The sequence below is a fragment of the Microbacterium sp. LWO14-1.2 genome (assembly GCF_038397715.1).
Taxonomy (GTDB): domain Bacteria; phylum Actinomycetota; class Actinomycetes; order Actinomycetales; family Microbacteriaceae; genus Microbacterium.
Window position 1 is genome coordinate 1,375,884 of the sequence record NZ_CP151633.1, and the last position, 20,338, is coordinate 1,396,221.

Here is a 20,338-nt window from a genome sequence, read left to right on the forward strand (position 1 = left end):
CAACGACCGAGAGGGAACGCGTTTCGTCTCGCTCCGCTCGCTCAACGACCAACACCAGAACGTTTCGTCTCGCTCCGCTCGCTCAACGACCAGCGGGGACGTCCGCTCGCTCAACGACCAGCGGGACGTCCGCTCCCTCAGCGACCGAGAGGGATACCCTCGCTCAGTCCGCGAAGGTCGAGGCGTCGATGACGAAGCGGTAGCGCACATCCGACGCGAGCACGCGCTCGTACGCCTCGTTGATCTGCGATGCCGGGATGACCTCGACCTCCGCGGCGATGCCGTGCTCGGCGCAGAAGTCGAGCATCTCCTGCGTCTCCTGGATACCGCCGATGTTCGACCCGGCGAGCGAGCGGCGCCCGCCGATCAGCGACATCACCTGCACGGGCAGGGGCTCCGATGGAGCACCCACGCACACCATCGATCCGCCCACGTCGAGCAGGCTGAGGTACGACCGCAGGTCGACGACCGCACTCACGGTGTTGAGGATCACGTCGAAGGACGAGCGCAGGTTGCGGAACGTCTCGCGGTCGCTCGTGGCGTAGTAGTGGTCGGCGCCGAGGCGCAGACCGTCGTCCTTCTTGGTGAGCGTCTGCGACAGCACGGTGACCTCCGCACCGAGCGCGTGCGTGATCTGCACGGCCATGTGGCCGAGCCCGCCGAGTCCGACGACGGCGACCCGGCTGCCGGGTCCGACGTTCCAGTGCCGCAGCGGGGAGTAGGTCGTGATGCCGGCGCAGAGCAGCGGGGCAGCGGCATCCAGCTCGATCCCCTCGGGGATGCGAACGACGAACGACTCCGTCACGACGACCTGCTCGGAGTATCCGCCCTGGGTGACGGTCCCGTCCCTGTCGATGCTGCCGTAGGTCAGGATCGTGCCGTTCGTGCAGAACTGTTCGTCCCCGCGCTCGCAGTTGCGGCACTCGCCGCACGAGTTCACCATGCATCCGACGCCGACCCGGTCGCCGACGGAGTGACGCGTGACGTCGGATCCGACGGCCGCGACGGTTCCCGCGATCTCGTGCCCCGGCGCGAGCGGATACCTCTGCGGACCCCAATCGCCGCGCACCGTGTGGATGTCGGAGTGGCAGATACCGGCGAACGCGATGTCGATGAGCACGTCGTGCGGACCGAGCTCGCGGCGCTCGATCACGGTCTTCTCGAGCGGGGCGGCTTCGCTGGGGGCGGCGTAGGCGTGGACGCGGGTCATCGGGACTCCTTCTGTTCGCCACGGGATCGGGGCCGTCCGCGACAGGATCGGGCGGCACCTGCGGCGGGGGGATCGGTACGGTGGGGCTACGACTCTGGAGGGACGTCTCATGCACCGCTCATCCATGCTCGCACGCCTGGTCTCGATCGTGATCGCGCTTGTCCTCACCCCGACGGCTCTGATACTGCTGTCGATCGGCGGGACCGCCGTGAGCCGCGCATTCTTCTCGTTCGGGTTCGAGAGAGATCTCACCCCGCTGATCGGCCCCCTCCTCCTGCAGATGCTCGGCGTCATCCTGATCCTCGCCGTCATCGCGACAGGGCTCTGGAGCTCCGCCGGGCTCATCGCGATCGGGATCCTCAGCGTCCTCCCCCTCGCCTTCGCCATCTTCCCTGGCGTGCTCTGGACCGTCTACGGCGCCTTCCCGCGGGAGTGGGGCGACGGGCTGATCTACGGCATCCCCCTGTCGGTCCTTCCCGTGCTCGGAGCGATGGGCCTCGTGCTCGCCCTCGTGCGGCGCGACCCGCGACCGAGGTCCGGCGCCCTCGGCGCGATCGGCCTCGTCGGCTCCCCCGTGCTGCTCGCCGGCGCCGCCTGGCTCACCGCGTGGGGCGTTGCGGAGGGGTCGCTGCTCGCCTTCCAGCGCTTTCAGTTCGATCTGCGTCCCGACGCGGCGCTCGCGATGCTCGGCGGACTCGTGCTCGCGGTCGCCGGGATCGTGGTCGCGCGATGGTCGCCGTACGCCCTCCTGCTTCCCGGTATTGCTCTCCTGGTCGGCAGCGCGCTTCTGCTCTTCGCGTCGGATGCCGCGTTCCCCGTGCTCGTCCAGCTGCCGCGCGGCGTCAACATGGTCGTCCCGACGATGCTGCTCTACGGCGGCGGCGCCGCAGTGGGACTCGGCTTCCTCGCCTTCACGGCTGTGCTGCTGCGGGTGCGCGCGCGGGCGCGCACGGCCCGGACGGGTCAGGATGCCGTGGCGCAGCCGGTTCCCGGGTATCCGGCGGCACCGGGGCACCCGGGACAGTACCCGCCGCCTCCGGTCGGCTGAGACGAGGGAGCGGGACGGACGATCCGGGGAGGGAACCGCGTTTCGTCTCGCTGCGCTCGCTCAACGACCCGCGGGAGGGCTCGCTCGCTCAACGACCCGCGGGAGGGCTCGCTCGCTCAACGACCCGCGGGAGGGCTCGCTCGCTCAACGACCCGCGGGAGGGTTCGCTCGCTCAACGACCCGCGGGGAGCGCGACGCGCGTCAGCGCTTCTTCTGCTTGAGCGCCTTCTCCTGGATGGGCGCGTCGCCGGATGCCGCGAGCGCGGCGTAGTACGCGCGGGCCTCATCCTGGCGCTCCTTCTCCGCACCCGAGGCGATGGGTGCGCGGACGTGCTCGGGCTCGTACCCGAACGCGTCGACGAGGTCGAGCGCGTGCGGACGCAGTCGAGCGCACAGCCGATCGATGTAGCTCGACACCGCCGCAGCACGCTGCATCGACAGGCGTCCGTTGATGAGGTGCCAGGCGAGGTGCTTCTCGATGAGCTGCAGGCCGAACAGGTCGCGCAGCCAGGTCAGCACCTTCTTGGTGTCGGGGTCCTCGACGCGGTGCACGGCGTCGGTGAAGGCCTCCCACTGCAGCAGCTCGCCGTGGGCGCGGGCCGCCTCGATGAGCTCGGCCTGGTTCTCGTTGAACAGCCGCGAGCCGAGCGCCTTGTCCTTCGCGCCGGGACGCAGTCGTGCCGCGATGTCGGCGACCATCTGCTGCACGCGCTCTGCGAGCAGCAGGTGCTGCTGCTCCTCGCGGAGTCCGTTCTCGACCGACCGCGCCACCTGACCGAAGTCGGCGACCGACTGGCCGAACTGTCGCAGCCCGGCGCCGTGGAACAGCTTGCCCGCGGTCTGACCGACGGCGAACTTGGCGAGGGCCGCGGCATCCTTGCCCGTGAACTGCTTGGCGTAGTCGGTCAGCAGGCGCTTGCCGACGAGCTGCAGCAGCACGTTGTTGTCACCCTCGAAGGTGACGTAGATGTCGAGGTCGGCGCGGAGTCCCACCAGACGGTTCTCGAACATGAAGCCGGCGCCGCCACAGGCCTCGCGCGCCTCCTGCAGCGTGTCGAGGGCGTGCCAGGTCGACAGCGGCTTGAGCGCTGCGGCGAGGGTCTCGAGGTCCTCACGGTCGGCCGGGGTGTCGGTGCGACCGGAGAAGACGCCGTCGAACTTCTGCAGGAACTCGTCGTGCGCGAAGATCTGCGCGTACGTCGTGGCGAGGCGAGGGAGCAGACGGCGCTGGTGCTTGCCGTAGTCGAGCAGCACGACCTCCTGCCCGTCGACGCCGTCGAACTGTCGGCGCTGGGTGGCATAGGTGATCGCGATCTTCAGTCCGAGGGCCGACGCCCACGAGGCGGCGCCGTCGAGCGAGACACGCCCCTGCACGAGGGTGCCGAGCATCGTGAAGAAGCGGCGGCCGGGGCTGTCGATCGCGCTCGAGTAGGTGCCGTCGGCGGCGACGTCGCCGTAGCGGTTGAGCAGGTTGGTGCGCGGGATGCGCACGTGGTCGAACGACAGGCGTCCGTTGTCGATGCCGTTGAGTCCGCCCTTGAGGCCGTCGTCCTCGCGCCCGATGCCGGGCAGGTCGACGCCGTTCTCGCCGCGCAGCGGCACATAGAAGCAGTGCACGCCGTGGTTCACGCCGTTCGTGATGAGCTGCGCGAAGACGGTCGCGGCGATGCCGTGCAGGGCCGCGTTGCCGAGGTATTCCTTCGTCGCCCCGCGGAACGGGGTGTTGATGACGAACTCCTCGGTCTCGGGGTCGTAGGTCGCGGTCGTCCCGACGGCCGCGACGTCGGACCCGTGCCCGATCTCGGTCATCGCGAACGCGCCGGGGATCTCGAGGCTCATGATGCCGGGCAGCCACTTGTCGTGGTGCTCGGCGGTGCCGAGCTGCAGCACGGCGGAGCCGAAGAGCCCCCACTGCACGCCCGACTTGATCTGCAGACTCGGATCGGCGGTGACGAGCTCCTCGAACCCGGCGATGTTCGCTCCGTTGTTCTCCTCGCCGCCGAGACGCTTCGGGAACGCGCGGTGCACCGCCTTGTTGTCGACGAGCAGGTGCAGCTGGCTGAGCACGCGCTCGCGGTGCTCGTCCTTGCCGAGCTCGTCCTTGCGCCAGAACGCCGAGTCCTTGATCATCTCGCGCGCCTCGCGACGCGTGTCGCCCCACGTGCCGAGCAGCAGATCGGTGACCGCATCGACGTCGAGGCGCACGCTCGCGGACTCGTTCGGCTCGGCGGGGGTGGTGTTCGGACGGACGGCGGCGTCGACCATGGCGCGTTCCTCTCAGGAGAAGATCGGGGATGCCTCCATGGTAGGTGTGCCACAACCCATGATGAAGTCACCTGTATGGTTCCACCAACCAGTCTCGACCTCGTCGCCGCGACGGATTGTCGTCAGCCCACAGTCGGACGCCGTCAGGTGTGGTCAGACGCGGCGGACGCGCGCAGGGGCGGCGCCGACTTCGCGTCGTCCCACCGGCGGGCGACTCCGGCACTCAACCGCGACCAGGTGCGGTCGCGGATGAAGATCGAGTCGATCGCGATCATGGTCAGCGAGAACCATGGCAGGCCCATCAGCACCGCGATCCCGATGTGGAACGACAGGATGCCGACGAGGCCGATCAACCGCGTGGGGCGGGTGAGCAGCATGAGCGGGAACGCGACCTGCAGGATGATCGATCCCCAGCTCGCGGCGACGACCATCGGCCCCCAGGTCGTCACCAGGTCGCTGAGGACCGGCCAGGTGCCGAATCTCGCGGTCTGCAGCGGGTTGTAGACCGCGTACCCCTCTTTCCACGGATCACCGCCGGCCTTGAACAGCGCACCGGACGCGTACACGAAGCACACCTGCGCGGTGAGGGCGACGAGTGCGAGGTTGTGGAAGACCGTGCCCAGCAGCGCCGGCTGGCTGCCCTGGGCGAACCACTCGCCGCTCTTCGCGCGACGGCGGGCGTCGAGCGACCACCGCGCCGCGGGGTCGGCGAAGAACAGCAGCAGCAGGGCGATGCGGAACATGTTGTCGCCCTGGTCTCCCACCATGTCGTTCGCCTCGATGAACCCGACCCACAGGCAGAAGAAGACGGGGAGCACGATGCGGAAGCGCCAGCCGAGCACGAAAAGCACGGCCAGCACCCCGAGCAGGAGGTAGAGCGCGGTGTAGAGCGCGTCGTTGCCCATCGCCGCGTGGAATGCGCTGAACACCCAGATGGTCGGGAAGTCGCTGACCGGCTGCGCGAGTTCGCCGTTCCACGCGGATCCCGATCCGAACGTGTAGAGGCGGGTGCTGAAGTTCGAGGCGAGGAGTCCGATCGCCGTGACGCCGAAGAGGATCCGCGTGACCGCCAGCCCGTACAGGGCCTTCTTGCCCGAGAAGAGCCACTCCCCGATGAACGCCGAGATGCGATCGATCGCCGACACGACCATGGCCCAGAACCCCGCGACCATCGACGACGCGAACGTCAGCAGCCGCACCGGGAACGACGCCTGCGTCTCCCCTGATCGGGGGCCGGGCGTGGACGGCGGAGCGGATGCCGGAGCAGATGGCGGAGCAGATGGCGGCGACGGCTTCGGCGGTGCCGGTGACTCGACCGGCGCGGGAGCGGTGGTCCTCGCGGCGGGGCGCCGCCCACGGGTCTTCGCGGGGGCGCTCACTTCTGGGTCCTCTCGAACTGGCTGCGGAAGGTGTTCGCGAAGTTCTCGCGACTCTGCCCTTCCTCTTCTATAGGGAGACGCCACCCTGTCGTGGAGAACGTGGGATCGGGGCGCTGGGCGCCGGGGTCGTTCCGCTCGGCGTAGGGGACGACGTTCTGCCTGCTCACCCGGTACTGCACCTCGACGACGGCATCCGCTCCCCAGATCGCGTAGGCGACCTGGGTGGCGTACGCGGTCGAGAGGTGTTCCTCGGCCATGTACGCCGCGGTCGACGGGTTGTCGCCCTCGAGCTCGTCGAAGGAGCGCACCATCCACTCCTCCCAGCCGTCCTCCGTGTAGTCGAGCGCGACGACCGCCTGCTGCTGCTCGTTCAGCTTGTTGTAGGCGTTCATCTGACCGCTGGCGACCTCGCTCGACTGGATGCCGGCGCGCGGCGGGAAGAGGTTGTAGCGGATCATCGACAGCTCGACGTCGGTCGCGCTGACCCACCCTGTCTCGATCTGCTCGCCGCCCTTCTCGATCACGGCGCGCACGTTGAAGTGGTAGTCGCCGTTGATCGGCTCCGGCGCGAAGACGCTCCACGACTGGCCGAACATCGGCAGCATGTACCCCGCGAGCACCTCCTGGGTGGGGACCTCCCGCAGCGCGGAGTACGGGGCGATCCAGAGGAAGGAGGCCCCGACGTGCCAGAGCGTCAGGAGGCATGCCCCGAACGCGATGAGCTTGACCCACCACGCGGGCCGCGGTCTCGCCGCGTCCACGCGCTCGTCCGCGGTGTCCGATTCGGATGATGTCTGTGTCGTCGTGGTCATTGTGCGCACCTTCCTGACCGCCGAGGGGTGTCGGGGCCGCCGTGCGCGGCGGCCCCGACGAGAGTGCCGCTACTCGACCATGCGGTCGGTCGCGACGGTCTGCGCTCGGCGCCGGCCGAACCTGACGGCTCCGAGACCCAGCACCAGCAGCAGTGCTGCGAGGGCGATCCAGCCGCTCTGCACCTGGCCGCCTGTGGTGGCGAGCCCCGAGGCCACCACCTGGAAGGTCGCCGCCACGCTGCCCGAGCTCGCCCCGGTGAGCGTCACCGTGTGGGTGCCCAGGTCGTATCCGGCCGGGATCGTCCAGGTGAAGGTCACCGTGCCCTGGGCGTTCGCGACCTGCGTGCCCAGCGCGAGCGGCGCCGACGTCATCACTCCCGTGACCGTCTCGCCCGGCGCGAAGCCGGTGCCGACGGCGGTCTGGCGGTCGCCGCGCTCGAGCACGGGGACCCGGATGATGATGCCGAGCTTCGCACCGGGGTCGGCTGCCGCATCAGCGGAGGCCGAGGCCTGCGCGGTCGCCGAGGCCGAGGCCTGCGCGGTGGCGGATGCCGAGGCGTCCGCCGCCGCCGTGGCCGACGCCGTGGCCGACGACGAGGCGTTCGCCGCCGCGGCCGCCGACGCGTTCGGATCCGCATCGGCCGAGGCCGAGGCGTCCGCCGCGCTCGTCGAGGTCGCGTCGTTCTGCGCTGCCGCCTGGGCCGCCGCGGCTGCCGAGGCGTTCGCCGTCGAGGTCGCAGTGGTCGAGGCGTCCGTGGAGGCGTCGGTGGTCGCGGCGGCCTGCGCCGCTGCCGCCGCCGTCGCATCAGCCGCCGCCGAGGCGCTGCTCGTGGCATCAGCCAGAGCCGCCGCGACCGCTGCCGCCTGCGCTGCCGCGTTGCTGTCGTCGTCTGCCTGAGCCGAGGCCGCTGCCGACGCCGAGGCGTTGGTGTTGATCTCGGCCGAGGCGTCCGCCGAGGCCACCGCATCCGACGAGGCGTCGGTCGACGCGGTGGCGATGGCCGCCGCGCTCGCGTTGGCCGCCGCGCTCGTGCTGGCGTCCGAGGTGGCCGAGGTGTCGGCCGCGGTGTTCGACGTCGCGTCCGCGAGGGCCGCCGCCTGCGCCGCGATCGCGGCTCCGGCGTTGGCCGAGGAGGTCGCGTCGGCGGTGGCCGCGGTCGATGCGGTGGCTGTCGCCGCCGCCTGCGATGCCGCCTCCGCCGCGGGGTCGGCCGCAGCGGAACCCTCGGCCGTCGCATCGGCGTAGGCCGCGGCCTGGGCCGCCGTCTCCGCCACTGCGGCGCTCGACGCGTCGGCGTTCGCGGATGCGGATGCCGAGGCCGCCGCGTTCGCGTTCGTCGATGCCTCCGACGAGGCGTCGGTGGACGAATCGCTCGTGGCCGCCGACTCCGACGAGGCCGCCGAGTTCGCGTCGGCCGCTGTCGAGGCCGCCGCGTTCACGTCGTCCGAGGCGTCGGCCTGAGCCGCCGCCTGGGCCGCGACCGCCGCCGCCGCATTCGCGGTGGTGGTCGAATCGGCGGAGGCCGTCGTGGAGGCGTCGGTGGTCGCCGCGGCCACGGCTGCTGCCGTCGCGTCGGCCGTCGCCGCGGCGGATGCCGACGATGTCGCGTCGGCGAGGGCCGCAGCCTCGGCCGCCGCCTGCGCCGACGGGTCGCCGTCTGCGGTCGCGTCGGCGGATGCGGAGGCGGATGCCGCGGCGTTCGTGTTCACGTCGCCCGGATCGCCGGCCGTGACCTCGGTGGTGTCGGTCGCCGTGATCGCGCCGGCCGTCGCGGTCAGCGTGTAGCCGGTGCCGGGGGTGGTGCCGGCGGGGACCGGGTAGTTGGCGGTGAACGCGCCGAACGCATCGGTGGTCGCGGTCACCGGACCGCCGACGTTCGCCCCGCCGCCCGGTGCGGTCAGCTGCAACGAGACCGAGGAGTTCACGGGCCAGCCGCTGCCGGTCACCGCGAGGTTCGTCCCGGCCGGAACGGTCGGTGCCGCATCCACGACGACCGGAGCCGCCGTCACCTCGGTGGTGTCGGTCGCGGTCTGCGTGCCGGCAGTCGCCGTCACCGTGTATCCGGGTGCGGCCGGGGTTCCGGCGGGAACCGGGTACGACAGGGTGAATCCGCCGAGCGGACCCGTCGTCGCCGTCACCGGTCCGCCGATGGCCGCACCGCCGGGGGCGGTGAGCTGCACCGAGACCTGCGTGTTCGCGGGCCAGTTCGCGCCGGTCACCGACAGCGACGTGCCGGCTTCGACGGTCGCGTCGGCATCCACCGTCGCCGCCGCCGTGATCTCGGTGGTGTCGGTCGCGACCTGTGCACCGGCCGTCGCCGTGACGGTGTACCCGGTGCCGGGCGTCGCCGTGGCGGGGACGGGGTAGCCGACGGTGAATCCGCCGGTGGCGTCGGTGGTCACGAGCACCGGTCCGCCGACGGGCGCGCCACCCGGGTCGGTGAGCTGCACCGAGACCTGCGAGGTGGCGGGCCAGCCGGTGCCGGTCACCGCGAGCTCGGTTCCGGCCTGCGCGGTGTCGGCCGCGTCGACGGCTGCGGCCGCGGTGATCTCGGTCGTGTCGGTCGCGACCTGCGCACCGGCGGTCGCCGTCACGGTGTACCCGGCTCCGGGCGTCGCCGCGGCGGGGACCGGGTAGGCGAGCGTGAAGCCACCGCTGGGGTCGGTGGTCACGAGCTCCGGTCCGCCGACGGCGGCGCCGCCCGGGGCGGTCAGCTGGACGGACACCTGCGTGTTCGCCGGCCAGTCGGCACCGGTGACCGCGAGGTCCGTGCCCGCCTGCGCGGTGTCGGCCGCGTCGACGGAGGCGGCCGCCGTCACCTCGGTGGTGTCGGTCGCGGTCGCCGCACCGGCGGTCGCCGTCACCGTGTACCCGGTCCCCGGCACCGCCGAGGCGGGCACCGGGTAGGCGAGCGTGAAGCCGCCGGCCGGATCGGTGGTGACGGTCTCCGGGCCGCCGACGGTCGCGCCACCGGGGGCGGTCAGCTGCACCGTGACCAGGGTGTTCCCGGGCCAGGCGGTGCCAGTGACCGCGAGATCGGTGCCGGCCTGCACGGTCGCCGCGGCATCCACCGTCGGCACCGGCGCATCGGTGACCTCTGTCGTGTCGGTCGCGACCTGGGTTCCTGCCGTCGCCGTCACCGTGTATCCCGTCGCAGCGGGGGTACCGGCGGGCACGGGGTGGGCGATCGAGAAGAACCCGGTCGGGTCGGTGTTCGCGAGCACCGGGCCGCCCACTGCTGCACCACCCGGGGCGGTCAGCTGCACGGAGACCTGCGAGCTCGCGGGCCACGCCGTTCCGGTGACCGCGAGATCGGTGCCGGCCTGCACGGCCGGAGCCGCGTCGACCGCCGCGGCGGCTGTGACCTCGGTCGTGTCGGTGGCGCTGACGGCACCTGCGGTGGCGGTGACCGTGTATCCTGCCGCCGGAGCGGCGGAGGCCGGAACGGGGTAGGCCAGGGTGAAGCCGCCGGTCGCGTCGGTGGTCACGGTCTCGGGGCCGCCGACGTTCGCGCCGCCGGGGGCGGTGAGCTGCACCGACACCGCGGTGGTCGCGGGGAAGCCCGAGCCGGTGACGGCGAGGTTCGTTCCGGCCTGCACGGTGTCGGCCGCGTCGATCGCGGCGACCGCGGCGACGGCCGACTTCACGGTCGACGAGCCCAGGTCGAGCGACACTCCTCCCCCGACTCCGGGGAGCAGATCGACGCCGAGGGCGCGCACCGTGAAGCTGCCGGCCCCGAGGTCTCCCGGCGTCGGCTGCTCGTTGATCGTGATGGTCGCGACCTGCGAGAGCACGCCCTGCAGAACCGGGTCGAGTGTCGCGAGCAGCGGCGTGGTGAGCGCGGCGAGCGCGGGCTGCACGAGCGGGATGACGCTCGTCAGAGCCGTGTTCACGAGCGGCCCGGTGGTGGTCGCGACCGCGGAGGTCACAGCGGCGATCACCGGGTTGAGCAGCAGGCTGAGGTCGAGCCCGGCGAGCGTGATGTCGGTGGTCGTCGTCGGAGCCGGCGTCGCCGTTCCCGCGAACTGCGCGAGCGTCCCGGCGACCGTGATGGTGCCGGAGGTCAGCGTGACGCCGGTCAGCGGGTTGGTGATGGTGACGCCGACGTTCACCGTCGCCTGGAGCGCGTTGAGCGCGGTCGTGAGGGTCGAGGTGACCTTGCCGTTGAGGCTTTCGGGGTGCGTCCCGGTCAGTGCCGAGGTGATCCCCTGCTGGATCGCGGCGATCATGGTCGCCGAGAGCACCGGGGTGTTCGCGGGCAGGGTGTTGAGGTTCGCGCCGGCGCCGGTCTCGACGAGCAGTCGGGCGAGGTCGACCGAGATTGTGCCGTCGGCGAGGTCGACGAGTACCGAGCCGGTGGTGTTCTCGAGCGGCTCCTGCAGCACCTCCGTCGCGACCGTCTGGCCGACGGTGTCGAGCCCGGCGATCGACGCTGTGCCGCCGGTCGCTGTGAAGTTCGCCACGAGCGGCACGTCGGGGATGGCGTTGACCGTGCCGACGAGCGTCGTGGCGAGGGCGGTCAGAGCGCCGCCGGGGCCGACGAGGTTGCTCACGGGCGTCACCGTGGTCTGGATGGCACCGCCGAGAGTGGTCGACAGGCCGGCGACGAGGTCGCTGTGCAGGTCGAGACCGAGGTCGGCGATCCGGTACTCGGATGTCGGGGCCCCCGCGTTCGACTCGGCCCTGGATGCGAGCGCGCCGATGCCCACCGAGGCCTGGTCGAGGACGGCGTCGGTGAGCCCCGCGACGTTGAGCTGGTCGAAGAGACCAGTGAGGTCGAGCGTGCCGGGGTCGACGCTGCCGTCGATGGCCCCCGCGTCGATGGCGCCGCCCGACGTGATCGTGCCGGATGAGGCGATCGACTGGGTCTGCGTCGGCGAGGAGCTGAAGCTCTGAGCGCTGCCGAGGTCTCCGAGCTGCAGCAGCCCGGGCGTCGAGCCGTCCGTGAGCAGCGGGACGTTGAGCGTGCCGACGTCGATGCTCAGCGCGTCCAGCGCGGTCACGTCGAGGCCGCCGAGCTCAGGACCGACAGCAGACGGATTGCTCGTCAGCGTGTGCCCGAGCGTCGCGATGTCCAATCCCCCGAGCAGGCCGGCCGGCAGCTGGATGATCTGTCCCTGGGCGACCGACGGATCAGTCGGATCCGCCGCGTCGAGGGCGTTCGCCGCCGTCGGTACCAGTGCACTCGCGAGGATGACCGCGGCGGCTGTTCCGCCTGCGATTCCCCCTCCGATGGCCCTGCGTCGCCGCAGAGCCCTCCCCTCCGAAATGTCCATTCGCCTCTCCCGTGATGCAGTTTCCCCGCGTCATGGGCCCTCCCCAGGTGCCGAAGACATCATCGGCTGAGCGCATGTTTTGGAGACAGTATTCCCGTGGGAGCGGATTCATGTCCAGGTTTTGTCCAGCTTTCGCGCATGGATTAACTACGTTCTGGACATTCTGTGATTTGACCAATATTCCGGTTGTGCGAACGGCTCAATTGAATGATGGTTCAGTCAACAAACTGCGCAACACGCGGAACGATCGGTCTGCGACGCCGCCGTCCGGACATGACGGAGGCCCCGCAGACGACGTCTGCGAGGCCTCCGATGAGCGAGCGGGAAGAGGACGCGAGCGGCTAGAGGACGAGACCGTGGCCGAAGCGGAACAGCGGGTCGGCCGTGTCGAACGGCACGTCGGGTCGAGACGCCTCGACCGCCGCCATGGAGCGGGGCAGGTCGAAGGGCAGCCGGCCCTGCGACGGCGACGCGCCGCTCAGCACGTCGAGCAGCGCCGAGCCCGATGCTCCCCAGTTCACGACCGCAGCGGCCGCCGCTTCGACGATCGGCTCGAGGATCGCAGGTCGGTCGGCGAGCACGTCGATCACGGTCGGGACGACCGCGGCGACGGCGCCGACGTGCTCGACCACCTCGGACGGGAACTCCAGCGAGCCCGCATGGAAGAAGTTCTCGAACATGGTCTCGCGCTGCTCGAACGGCGCCTGCAGACGGATGACGGCGAGATCGGCGGCATCCGGGGAGTCGACCACCTCGCCGTACCCGCCGGCCACCGTCGCGTCGATGCCCTCGACGTAGAGCTTGAGGCCCCGACGGAACGGCAGCACTCCGTCGTTCGTGAGCACGGTGATCGAGGCGCGCTGGGCGTCCTCTCCGGCGGCGCGGAACTCGGGAGCGCCGACCACGGCATCCGCGGCATCCTCGTCGACGAACGGATCGTCGAAGAGACCCAGCTCGAACTTCTCGCGCAGCATCCGTCGCGCCGAGACGTCGAGCCGCTCCTCGGGGATCGACCCGTCGGCGATCAGCTCGAGCAGCAGCTCCGCGCAGTCCTCGCCGCCGAACTGGTCGGCACCCGCCTCGAGCACCGCGCGCATCCGCTCGCGCGGCGACAGATGCTCGACGCCCCAGGCGCGGGCCGGGAACGGCTGACCGAAGATCTCCGCGTCGGTGATGAGGCCCCAGTCGGTGCACACCAGGCCGTCGAAGCCGAAGCGCTCCCGGAGCAGGCCGGTGATCACGGATCTGTTGAAGCCGAAGCCGACCTCCTCGTACTCGGTGCCGACCGGCATCCCGTAGTACGGCATCATCTGCCTGGTGCCTGCGGCCATGGCATCCTCGAACGGCTTCAGGTGCAGGTCGAACCGCCCGCCGGGATACACCTGCTCGCGGCCGTACGCGAAGTGCGGATCCTCGCCGTCCTTCTGCGGTCCGCCGCCGGGGAAGTGCTTGGTCATGGTCGACACCGAGCCGGGACCGAAGGACGAGCCCTGGAAGCCTCGGATATATGCCGCTCCGAGAATGCCCGTGAGTTCCGCGTCCTCGCCGAAGGTCGCCGTCTGCCGCGCCCAGCGCGGTTCGGTCGCCAGATCCACCTGCGGGTGCAGGGCGACGCGCAGGCCGACGGCGGTGTATTCCCTGCGGGCGATATCAGCGAACCGCTCGACGAGCGCGGGGTCGCGGGTCGCCGCCAGACCCAGCGTCTCGGGCCACTGCGAGAAGGGCCCGGCCAGGATCGAGGCCCCGGGGTTCTCGCTGAAGGAGTGGCGAGGGTCGGTCGACAGCGTCACCGGAATGCCCAGGCGGGTGGATGCCGCGAGTCGCTGCAGCTCGTTGTGCCAGGCTGCGATCTCGCGGCCTGTCGGCGCAGCGCCCAGCAGGTTGAAGTGCGTGAGGTGCTTGCCCTCCACGAGCTCGCGGGCGCTCGGCATCCCGAACACCGGGTTCGCCTCGTCGAGGTCGCCGATCGCGATCATGGTGTGGAAGAAGAGCCCCGCCTTCTCCTCGACCGTCATCTCGTCGAGCAGCAGTTGCACGCGCTCATCGGTCGAGAGGCTGCGATCGAGCCAGGGCCTTGCGGTGGTCGTGGTCGTGACGTCCGTCATCTCACTTCACTCCCTTGATGCGGTAGACGAGCACGGCACCGGCGAGCGCGACGAGCGCGCCGAACAGGTACCAGGTCGGGTAGCCGCCGAGCGGCGTGGCCGCGCCCAGCGCGATGATGCCGGGGGCGATGGCCGGCGCGATCGACTGGGGCAGCGCGTTGGCGATGTTGAGCACGCCGAGGTCCTTCGCGACGTCGTCGGGGTTCGGCAGCACCTCCGTCGCGAGCGCCAGGTCGACCGACAGGAAGGATCCGGCGCCGAGGCCGATGATCGCCTGGGCGAGGATCACGATCTCGATGCTCGGAGCGATCGCGAGGATCACGAGTCCGACCACCATGATGAGACCCGCGACCGCGACGAACGGGCGGCGCTTGCCGATGCGGTCGGAGAGGAAGCCGCCCAGCGGCGATGAGATCGCCATGGCCGCCATCGACGCGAGGTTCGCGATGAGGATCGTGCTGACCGCTCCCTGCTCGTCGAGGCCGAACCGCGTCACGAGGTAGAGCGGCAGGAACGTCGCGATGCCGGCGTAGCCGAACATGACGAAGAACTTCGTGAGCCACGTCCAGCCGAAGTCCGGGTGCTTGCGGGGGTTGAAGACGAACGAGCCGAAGAACATCGCGAGCGTGAAGCGCTCGGCGGGCTTCTGGGGGAGGCGACGGTCCTTGAGCGTGAGGACGAAGATCACCACGAGCACGAGCGCGATCACGCCGGGCACGACGAAGCGCTCGAAGTCGCCGGGGAGGAAGTTCACCAGGAAGCTGCCGGCGAGGATGCCGATGGGGGTGGTGATGCCGACGACGCCCGAGACCTTGCCACGGCTCGACACGGGCACCTGGTCGGGGAGGGTCGCGTTGGCGGCGGCGAGCACGGCGTTCATCGCGGTCTGCACCAGGCACCAGGCCAGCAGCACCACCCACACCGAGGTCGCGACGCCGATGATCGCGAAGCCGCCGAGACCGACGATCGCTCCGCCGAGGATCCACGGGCGACGCATGCCCCATCGCGACGTGGTGCGGTCGGAGAGCCGGCCCACCAGCGGGTTGGCGATGAGGGCGAACGCGGCGCCGACGCCCATGACGAGACCGAGACTGCCCTCGGTGTTCGTCGGGTCGAGGCGCTGGATCTTGAACGCCATCGAGACCATCACCGGGGTCAGCAGCGCGAGGAAGACGCCGAAGTTCACGGCGGCGAGTCCGGGCGTGTAGCCGCGCGGGGTCTTCAGCGGGGTCGTGCCGGGGGCCTTGAAGCCGGTCGTTCCGACCGCAGCAGCGGTGGCGGCCGATGACAGCTCTGTCATGCGAGTTCCTTTCGGGCAAGGGTGCACCGGGTCGTCTGCGACCCGATGTGCCACGACGATACACGAAACTCGACCGTTTGGTAAGTGAATGCCGACCGGTTGGTAATGAGCGAGGATAGGATGCAGGAGGAGGCGGACATGACGATCGTGACCCCGACCGGCACGCGGCAGGCGCGCGCGGCCGCCACGCGGCAGCGCATCCTCGACGCCGCGCGGAAGCTGTTCATCGCGCACGGGTACCGGGCGACCTCGCTGCGCGACATCGCCGCCGCAGCATCCGTCAGCCATCCGGGTCTGCTCGGTCACTTCGCCTCGAAGGACGACCTGCTCGCCGAGGTCGTCGCCGGTTTCGAGGAGGACAACGAACGCGCGTTCGACGTCATCACCGCGAACGCCGAACCCGGAGAACTCGTGTCGGCGGCGATCGCCGCCCGCAACGCCCGCACCCCCGGCTACCTCGAGCTCTTCGCCGCGCTCACCGGCGAGGCCTCGGCACCCGCGCACCCCGCTCATCGACGCATGCGGGACCGGTACGAACGACTCCGCGCACTGACCGGGGAGGTGCTCGGTGACGCCCGGCTGCACGGCACGGTCGACGCCGATCGAGACGTGGCCGACGAGACCATCAGGCACATGGCCGGGTGGGACGGCCTGCAGCTCATGTCGCAGTACCTGCCCGACCGCGTCGACGTGGTCGCGGTGCTGGAGGCACGAGAGGCGCAGTGGGCCCTGCCGCTCGGATGGCGCGACCCCGACGACGAGCCGGCGGCCGAGACCGGTTCTCCCTTTCCCGGCCTCACCGGTGCCCTCGTCGACGAACCGGTCGACACCGACCCCGGCTACGCCGTCGGACGCAAGCGGAGGGCGAGGATCGTCGCCGACGCCATGCGACTCTTCGCCCGCGATGGCTACGGCGACACGAGCCTCCGTGACATCGCCGAGGCCGTCGGCGTCTCGAAGTCGACGCTCCTGCATCACTACCCGTCCAAGGAGCTGCTGCTCAGCGCGGTGCTCGCGGAGCGCGACCGCTCGATCCAGGATCGCGCCGACACCGTGCCCCTCGACCGCGCTGCCGATGCGCTGCGCGATCTGCCGCTGGGCGCGTTCGGGAACGCGCACGACGAACCCGGCCTGATCGAGGTGTACGCCGTGCTCTCGTGCGAGGCGGTGCCGGCGGGGCATCCCGCCCACGAGTACTTCACCCAGCGGTTCACCCGCGTGATCGACTACTTCGCCGAGCTCTTCCGACTCGCGCAGGTCGACGGCGATCTGCCGGCGCACCGCGATCCCGAGCACGAGGCCGTGTGGCTCGTCGCGCTGTGGGACGGCCTGCAGTACCAGTGGCTGTACGACCGGGATGCCGTCGACATCGCGGCGCAGCTGCGCGCGCACCTCGATGACGTGCTGCCGCCCCGAGGCTGAGGACCGCGCCTCTCGGGTCAGGCGTTCGCGATCACGGCGAGCACGTCTTCGCCGTAGGCCTCGCGCTTCTTCTCGCCGATGCCGGTGATGCCCTCGAGGTCCGAGAGCGAGGTCGGCCGGTGCTCGGCGAGCGCGCGAAGGGTGGCGTCTCCGAAGACGACGTACGCGGGCTTGCCCTGCTCGCGGGCGACGCCGGCGCGCCAGGTGCGCAGCGCCTCGAAGAGACCGCGGTCACCGGCATCCAGAGCATCCGCCGCGCTCGCCTTGCGGGCGCGCGACGACGAGGCCGGCCGCCCGATCGTGTCTTTCCGGAGCGGCACGGGCGTCTCGCCCTTCAGCACGCCGGGCGCCTCGGCGCCGGGGGCGAGTGTGCCGTACTCACCCTGCGCCGCCAGGATGCCGCGGGCCAGGAGCTGCCGGATCACGCTGCGCCAGTCCTGCTCGCTCAGGTCGGAGCCGATGCCATAGGTCGCGATCTTCTCGTGGCCCTGCTGGCGGATGCGCTCGGTCGACGCTCCGCGCAGGATGTCGATGAGGTGCCCTGCGCCGAACGCCTGATTGCGCTCGCGCTTGAGCCGCACGATCGTCGAGAGCAGCTTCTGCGCCGGGATCAGCCCGTCGAACGTGTCGGCCTTCTCGAGACAGGTGTCGCAGTTGCCGCACGGCTGCGAGTCCTGCCCGAAGTACCCGAGCAGGTTCTGCCTGCGGCACTGCACCGTCTCGCACAGCGCCAGCATGGCGTCGAGGTGCTGCCCCATGCGCATCTTGAAAGTGCGGTCGCCGGGGCTCTGGTCGATCAGCCGACGCTGCTGCACGACGTCGCCCAGGCCGTAGGCCATCCACGCGACCGACGGCAGGCCGTCTCGCCCGGCACGCCCCGTCTCCTGGTAGTACCCCTCGACCGACTTCGGCAGGTCGATGTGGGCGACGAAGCGCACGTCGGGTTTGTCGATGCCCATACCGAACGCGATCGTCGCGACCATCACGACGCCGTCCTCGCGGAGGAAGCGCGATTGGTTCGCCGCGCGCACCTCCGCCGGCAGACCCGCGTGGTACGGCAACGCGTCGAGTCCCTGCGCGGCGAGATAAGTCGCCGTCTGCTCGACCGACTTGCGGCTCAGCGCGTAGACGATGCCCGCCGCACCGTCCGGCTGCTCCCGGATGAAGCCGACCAGCTGCTTGCGCGGGTCGACCTTCGGCACGATGCGGTACTGGATGTTGGGGCGGTCGAAGCTCGCGACGAAGTGCTTCGCGGCGTCGAGGTGCAGCCGCTCGGTGAGCTCCTGGTGCGTCGCGCGGGTGGCGGTGGCCGTGAGGGCAATGCGCGGCACCCCGGGGAACCGCTCGCCGAGGTCGCCGAGGGCGAGGTAGTCGGGGCGGAAGTCGTGGCCCCACTGCGACACGCAGTGCGCCTCGTCGATCGCGATCACACTGAGCGTGCCGCGCTGCAGCAGAGCCGTCGTCGCCGGGCTCGACAGGCGCTCCGGCGCCACGTAGATGAGGTCGAGCTCGCCCGACACGTAGGCCCTCTCGACCTCGCGGCGCTCGTCGATCGACTGCGTCGAGTTGAGGTACGCGGCCTTCACGCCGTTCGCGCGCAGCGCGTCGACCTGGTCGTGCATGAGCGCGATGAGGGGACTGATCACGAGTCCCGTCCCCTCGCGCACGAGCGCGGGCACCTGGTAGGTGATGCTCTTGCCGCCGCCGGTGGGCATCAGCACGACCGCGTCGCCGCCGCCGATCACCTGGTCTACGATCGCCGCCTGGTCGCCGCGGAACTCCTCGTAGCCGAACACGGTGCGCAGCGCCTCGTGCGCCGTCGCGAACCGGCTCGGCGTGGCTCGGCGGACCGTTTGCGCAGCGCGAGCGGATGCCGGGGCTGCGGCGACCCGCGTGCTCGGTCCGGGTCCCCAGTCCAGTGGAGGCTCGAACCCGGCGCCCTGCGGCTCCCAGTCCATCGGCTCCGGAGCCTCGGAGGGCTCCCACCCGTCGCCATCCCATCCGTCGGAGGGCGGCTCATCCGCGAACGGCAGGTCCTCGTAGGGGTCACGGGGAGTCTGCGGCATCCCTCCAGCGTAACGACCCCCGCCGACACCCGGGCGCCCGCCCCCGGCATCGTTTTCCGTGCTCGCACCGTCGCCCGGGCGTAGGTTGGACGCAGACGCCCGAAGGAGCATCCGATGACCGACTTCACCGTGACCCGCAACGACGACGCCTCCCGCTACGAGATCCACTCGGGCGACACGCTCGCAGGCTTCGCCGAGTTCCAGCAGCGCCCCGGCGCGATCCGCTTCATCCACACCGAGGTCGACCCGGCGTTCCAGGGGCAGGGGCTCGCGAGCATCCTCGCGAAGGATGCCCTGACGGATGCCGCGGCGACGGGCGACGCGATCGTGCCGCTGTGCCCGTACATCGCGAAGTATCTGACGACGCACGAGATCCCCGGCGCGGAGATCCGCTGGCCGCAGCGACCGGCGCCGATCGCCGGCACGGATGCAGCCGGCACGGATGCAGCCGGCACGGATGCAGCCGGCACCGACCCCGCGGACTCCTGATGATCGGCGAGCGCCGCATCGTCCTCGAGCCGCGCGAGGTGCCGCTCGGCGGCGTGCGCGGCATGAACGTGCTGCGTCTGCTGCCGCACCGCAACCTGCCCACCATCGGCGCGTGGTGCTTCCTCGACCGCTTCGGCCCCGCCGACACGCGCATGCGGGTCGAGCCCCACCCGCATATCGGCCTGCAGACCGTGACCTGGCCGCTCGTCGGCGAGATCCGGCACCGCGACTCCCTCGGCAGCGACGCCGACCTGCGCCGCGGCCAGCTCAATCTCATGACCGCCGGCAACGGCATCTCGCACTCGGAGTACTCGATCGGCGACGACCCGATCCCGCTCGACGCCCTGCAGTTCTGGGTCGTGCTGCCCGAGAGCGCACGACACGGTGCCGGCGGCTTCGAGCGCCACACCGACCTGCCCGAGCTCACGGTGAGCGCGATCAAGGGCCCCGATGCCCGCGCGACCGTCGTGCTCGGAGAGTTCGCCGGAACCGCGTCGCCCGCGACGGTGCACACGCCCATCGTCGGCGCGGAGGTCGTTCTGCCCGCAGGCAGCACCGTGCGACTGCCGCTGCGGGGCGACTGGGAGCACGGGCTGATGCTCGTCGAGGGGGATGCCGTGGTGTCGCAGCATCCGATGGAGCTCAACGACATGCTCTACCTCGGCGACGAGCGGGATGCCGTCGAGGTGTCGAGCGCGGACGGCGCCCTGCTGTTCCTCGTCGGCGGGGAGCCGTTCGAGGACGAGATCGTCATGTGGTGGAACTTCGCGGGCAGGTCCCACGAGGAGATCGTGTCGGCGCGCGAGGACTGGGAGGCGGCATCCGAGCGCTTCGGATCGGTGGAGGGGCACGACGTGCGCATACCGGCGCCGCCCCTGCCCGACGTGCGGCTGATGCCCCGCGGGCGGAAGATCTGACGGCAGCGCTCACCGGTCCTCGAGCGAACGACCGGTCGTTGAGCGAGC

General features: G+C 70.9%; 12 protein-coding genes. 4 read left to right on the top strand and 8 right to left on the bottom strand.

Annotation, left to right across the window (positions count from 1 at the left end; genetic code table 11):
* Positions 1-163: 163 nt before the first annotated feature.
* Positions 164-1,210: an NAD(P)-dependent alcohol dehydrogenase gene (locus MRBLWO14_RS06660; RefSeq protein ID WP_341935671.1), complete on the bottom strand. Its 1,047-nt coding sequence runs from the start codon at positions 1,208-1,210 to the stop codon at positions 164-166.
* A gap of 109 nt (positions 1,211-1,319) precedes the next feature.
* Here MRBLWO14_RS06660 and MRBLWO14_RS06665 point away from each other — a divergent pair, with 109 nt between their 5' ends.
* On the top strand, positions 1,320-2,258 hold the full coding sequence (locus MRBLWO14_RS06665; RefSeq protein ID WP_341935672.1) for a hypothetical protein: 939 nt from the start codon (positions 1,320-1,322) through the stop codon (positions 2,256-2,258).
* A 201-nt stretch (positions 2,259-2,459) separates the two neighbouring features.
* On the opposite strand, the gene MRBLWO14_RS06670 is transcribed toward MRBLWO14_RS06665, so the two are convergent.
* From MRBLWO14_RS06670 to MRBLWO14_RS06695, 6 genes are all read right to left on the bottom strand, one after another.
* Positions 2,460-4,523 (bottom strand): acyl-CoA dehydrogenase, encoded by a 2,064-nt coding sequence (locus tag MRBLWO14_RS06670; RefSeq protein ID WP_341935673.1) that lies wholly within the window; start codon positions 4,521-4,523, stop codon positions 2,460-2,462.
* 143 nt (positions 4,524-4,666) lie between these two features.
* A complete protein-coding gene (locus MRBLWO14_RS06675; protein ID WP_341936173.1) occupies positions 4,667-5,674 on the bottom strand; it encodes an HTTM domain-containing protein in 1,008 nt (335 codons plus the stop codon).
* A 224-nt stretch (positions 5,675-5,898) separates the two neighbouring features.
* Positions 5,899-6,714 carry a DUF5819 family protein gene (locus MRBLWO14_RS06680; RefSeq protein WP_341935674.1) on the bottom strand — a complete coding sequence of 272 codons (816 nt, stop codon included), beginning with the start codon at positions 6,712-6,714 and terminating at the stop codon, positions 5,899-5,901.
* A gap of 69 nt (positions 6,715-6,783) precedes the next feature.
* Positions 6,784-11,991 carry a choice-of-anchor G family protein gene (locus tag MRBLWO14_RS06685; protein WP_341935675.1) on the bottom strand — a complete coding sequence of 1,736 codons (5,208 nt, stop codon included), beginning with the start codon at positions 11,989-11,991 and terminating at the stop codon, positions 6,784-6,786.
* 341 nt (positions 11,992-12,332) lie between these two features.
* A complete protein-coding gene (locus MRBLWO14_RS06690; RefSeq protein WP_341935676.1) occupies positions 12,333-14,096 on the bottom strand; it encodes a glycoside hydrolase family 3 N-terminal domain-containing protein in 1,764 nt (587 codons plus the stop codon).
* A 1-nt stretch (position 14,097) separates the two neighbouring features.
* A complete protein-coding gene (locus MRBLWO14_RS06695; protein WP_341935677.1) occupies positions 14,098-15,396 on the bottom strand; it encodes an MFS transporter in 1,299 nt (432 codons plus the stop codon).
* 138 nt (positions 15,397-15,534) lie between these two features.
* Between MRBLWO14_RS06695 and MRBLWO14_RS06700 the strand changes: the two genes are divergently transcribed.
* Entirely contained in the window at positions 15,535-16,818 is a 1,284-nt protein-coding gene (locus MRBLWO14_RS06700; protein ID WP_341935678.1) for a TetR/AcrR family transcriptional regulator, read from the top strand.
* 17 nt (positions 16,819-16,835) lie between these two features.
* Here the strand turns inward: MRBLWO14_RS06700 and recQ are convergent, their stop codons facing one another.
* A complete protein-coding gene (gene recQ, locus MRBLWO14_RS06705) occupies positions 16,836-18,884 on the bottom strand; it encodes a DNA helicase RecQ (RefSeq protein ID WP_341935679.1) in 2,049 nt (682 codons plus the stop codon).
* Between the two features lie 114 nt (positions 18,885-18,998).
* Here recQ and MRBLWO14_RS06710 point away from each other — a divergent pair, with 114 nt between their 5' ends.
* Both MRBLWO14_RS06710 and MRBLWO14_RS06715 read left to right on the top strand, forming a co-directional pair.
* On the top strand, positions 18,999-19,373 hold the full coding sequence (locus MRBLWO14_RS06710; protein WP_341935680.1) for a GNAT family N-acetyltransferase: 375 nt from the start codon (positions 18,999-19,001) through the stop codon (positions 19,371-19,373).
* Entirely contained in the window at positions 19,373-20,290 is a 918-nt protein-coding gene (locus MRBLWO14_RS06715; RefSeq protein WP_341935681.1) for a pirin family protein, read from the top strand. Before MRBLWO14_RS06710 ends, MRBLWO14_RS06715 begins: the two co-directional genes overlap by 1 nt.
* The last annotated feature ends 48 nt before the right edge of the window (positions 20,291-20,338 follow it).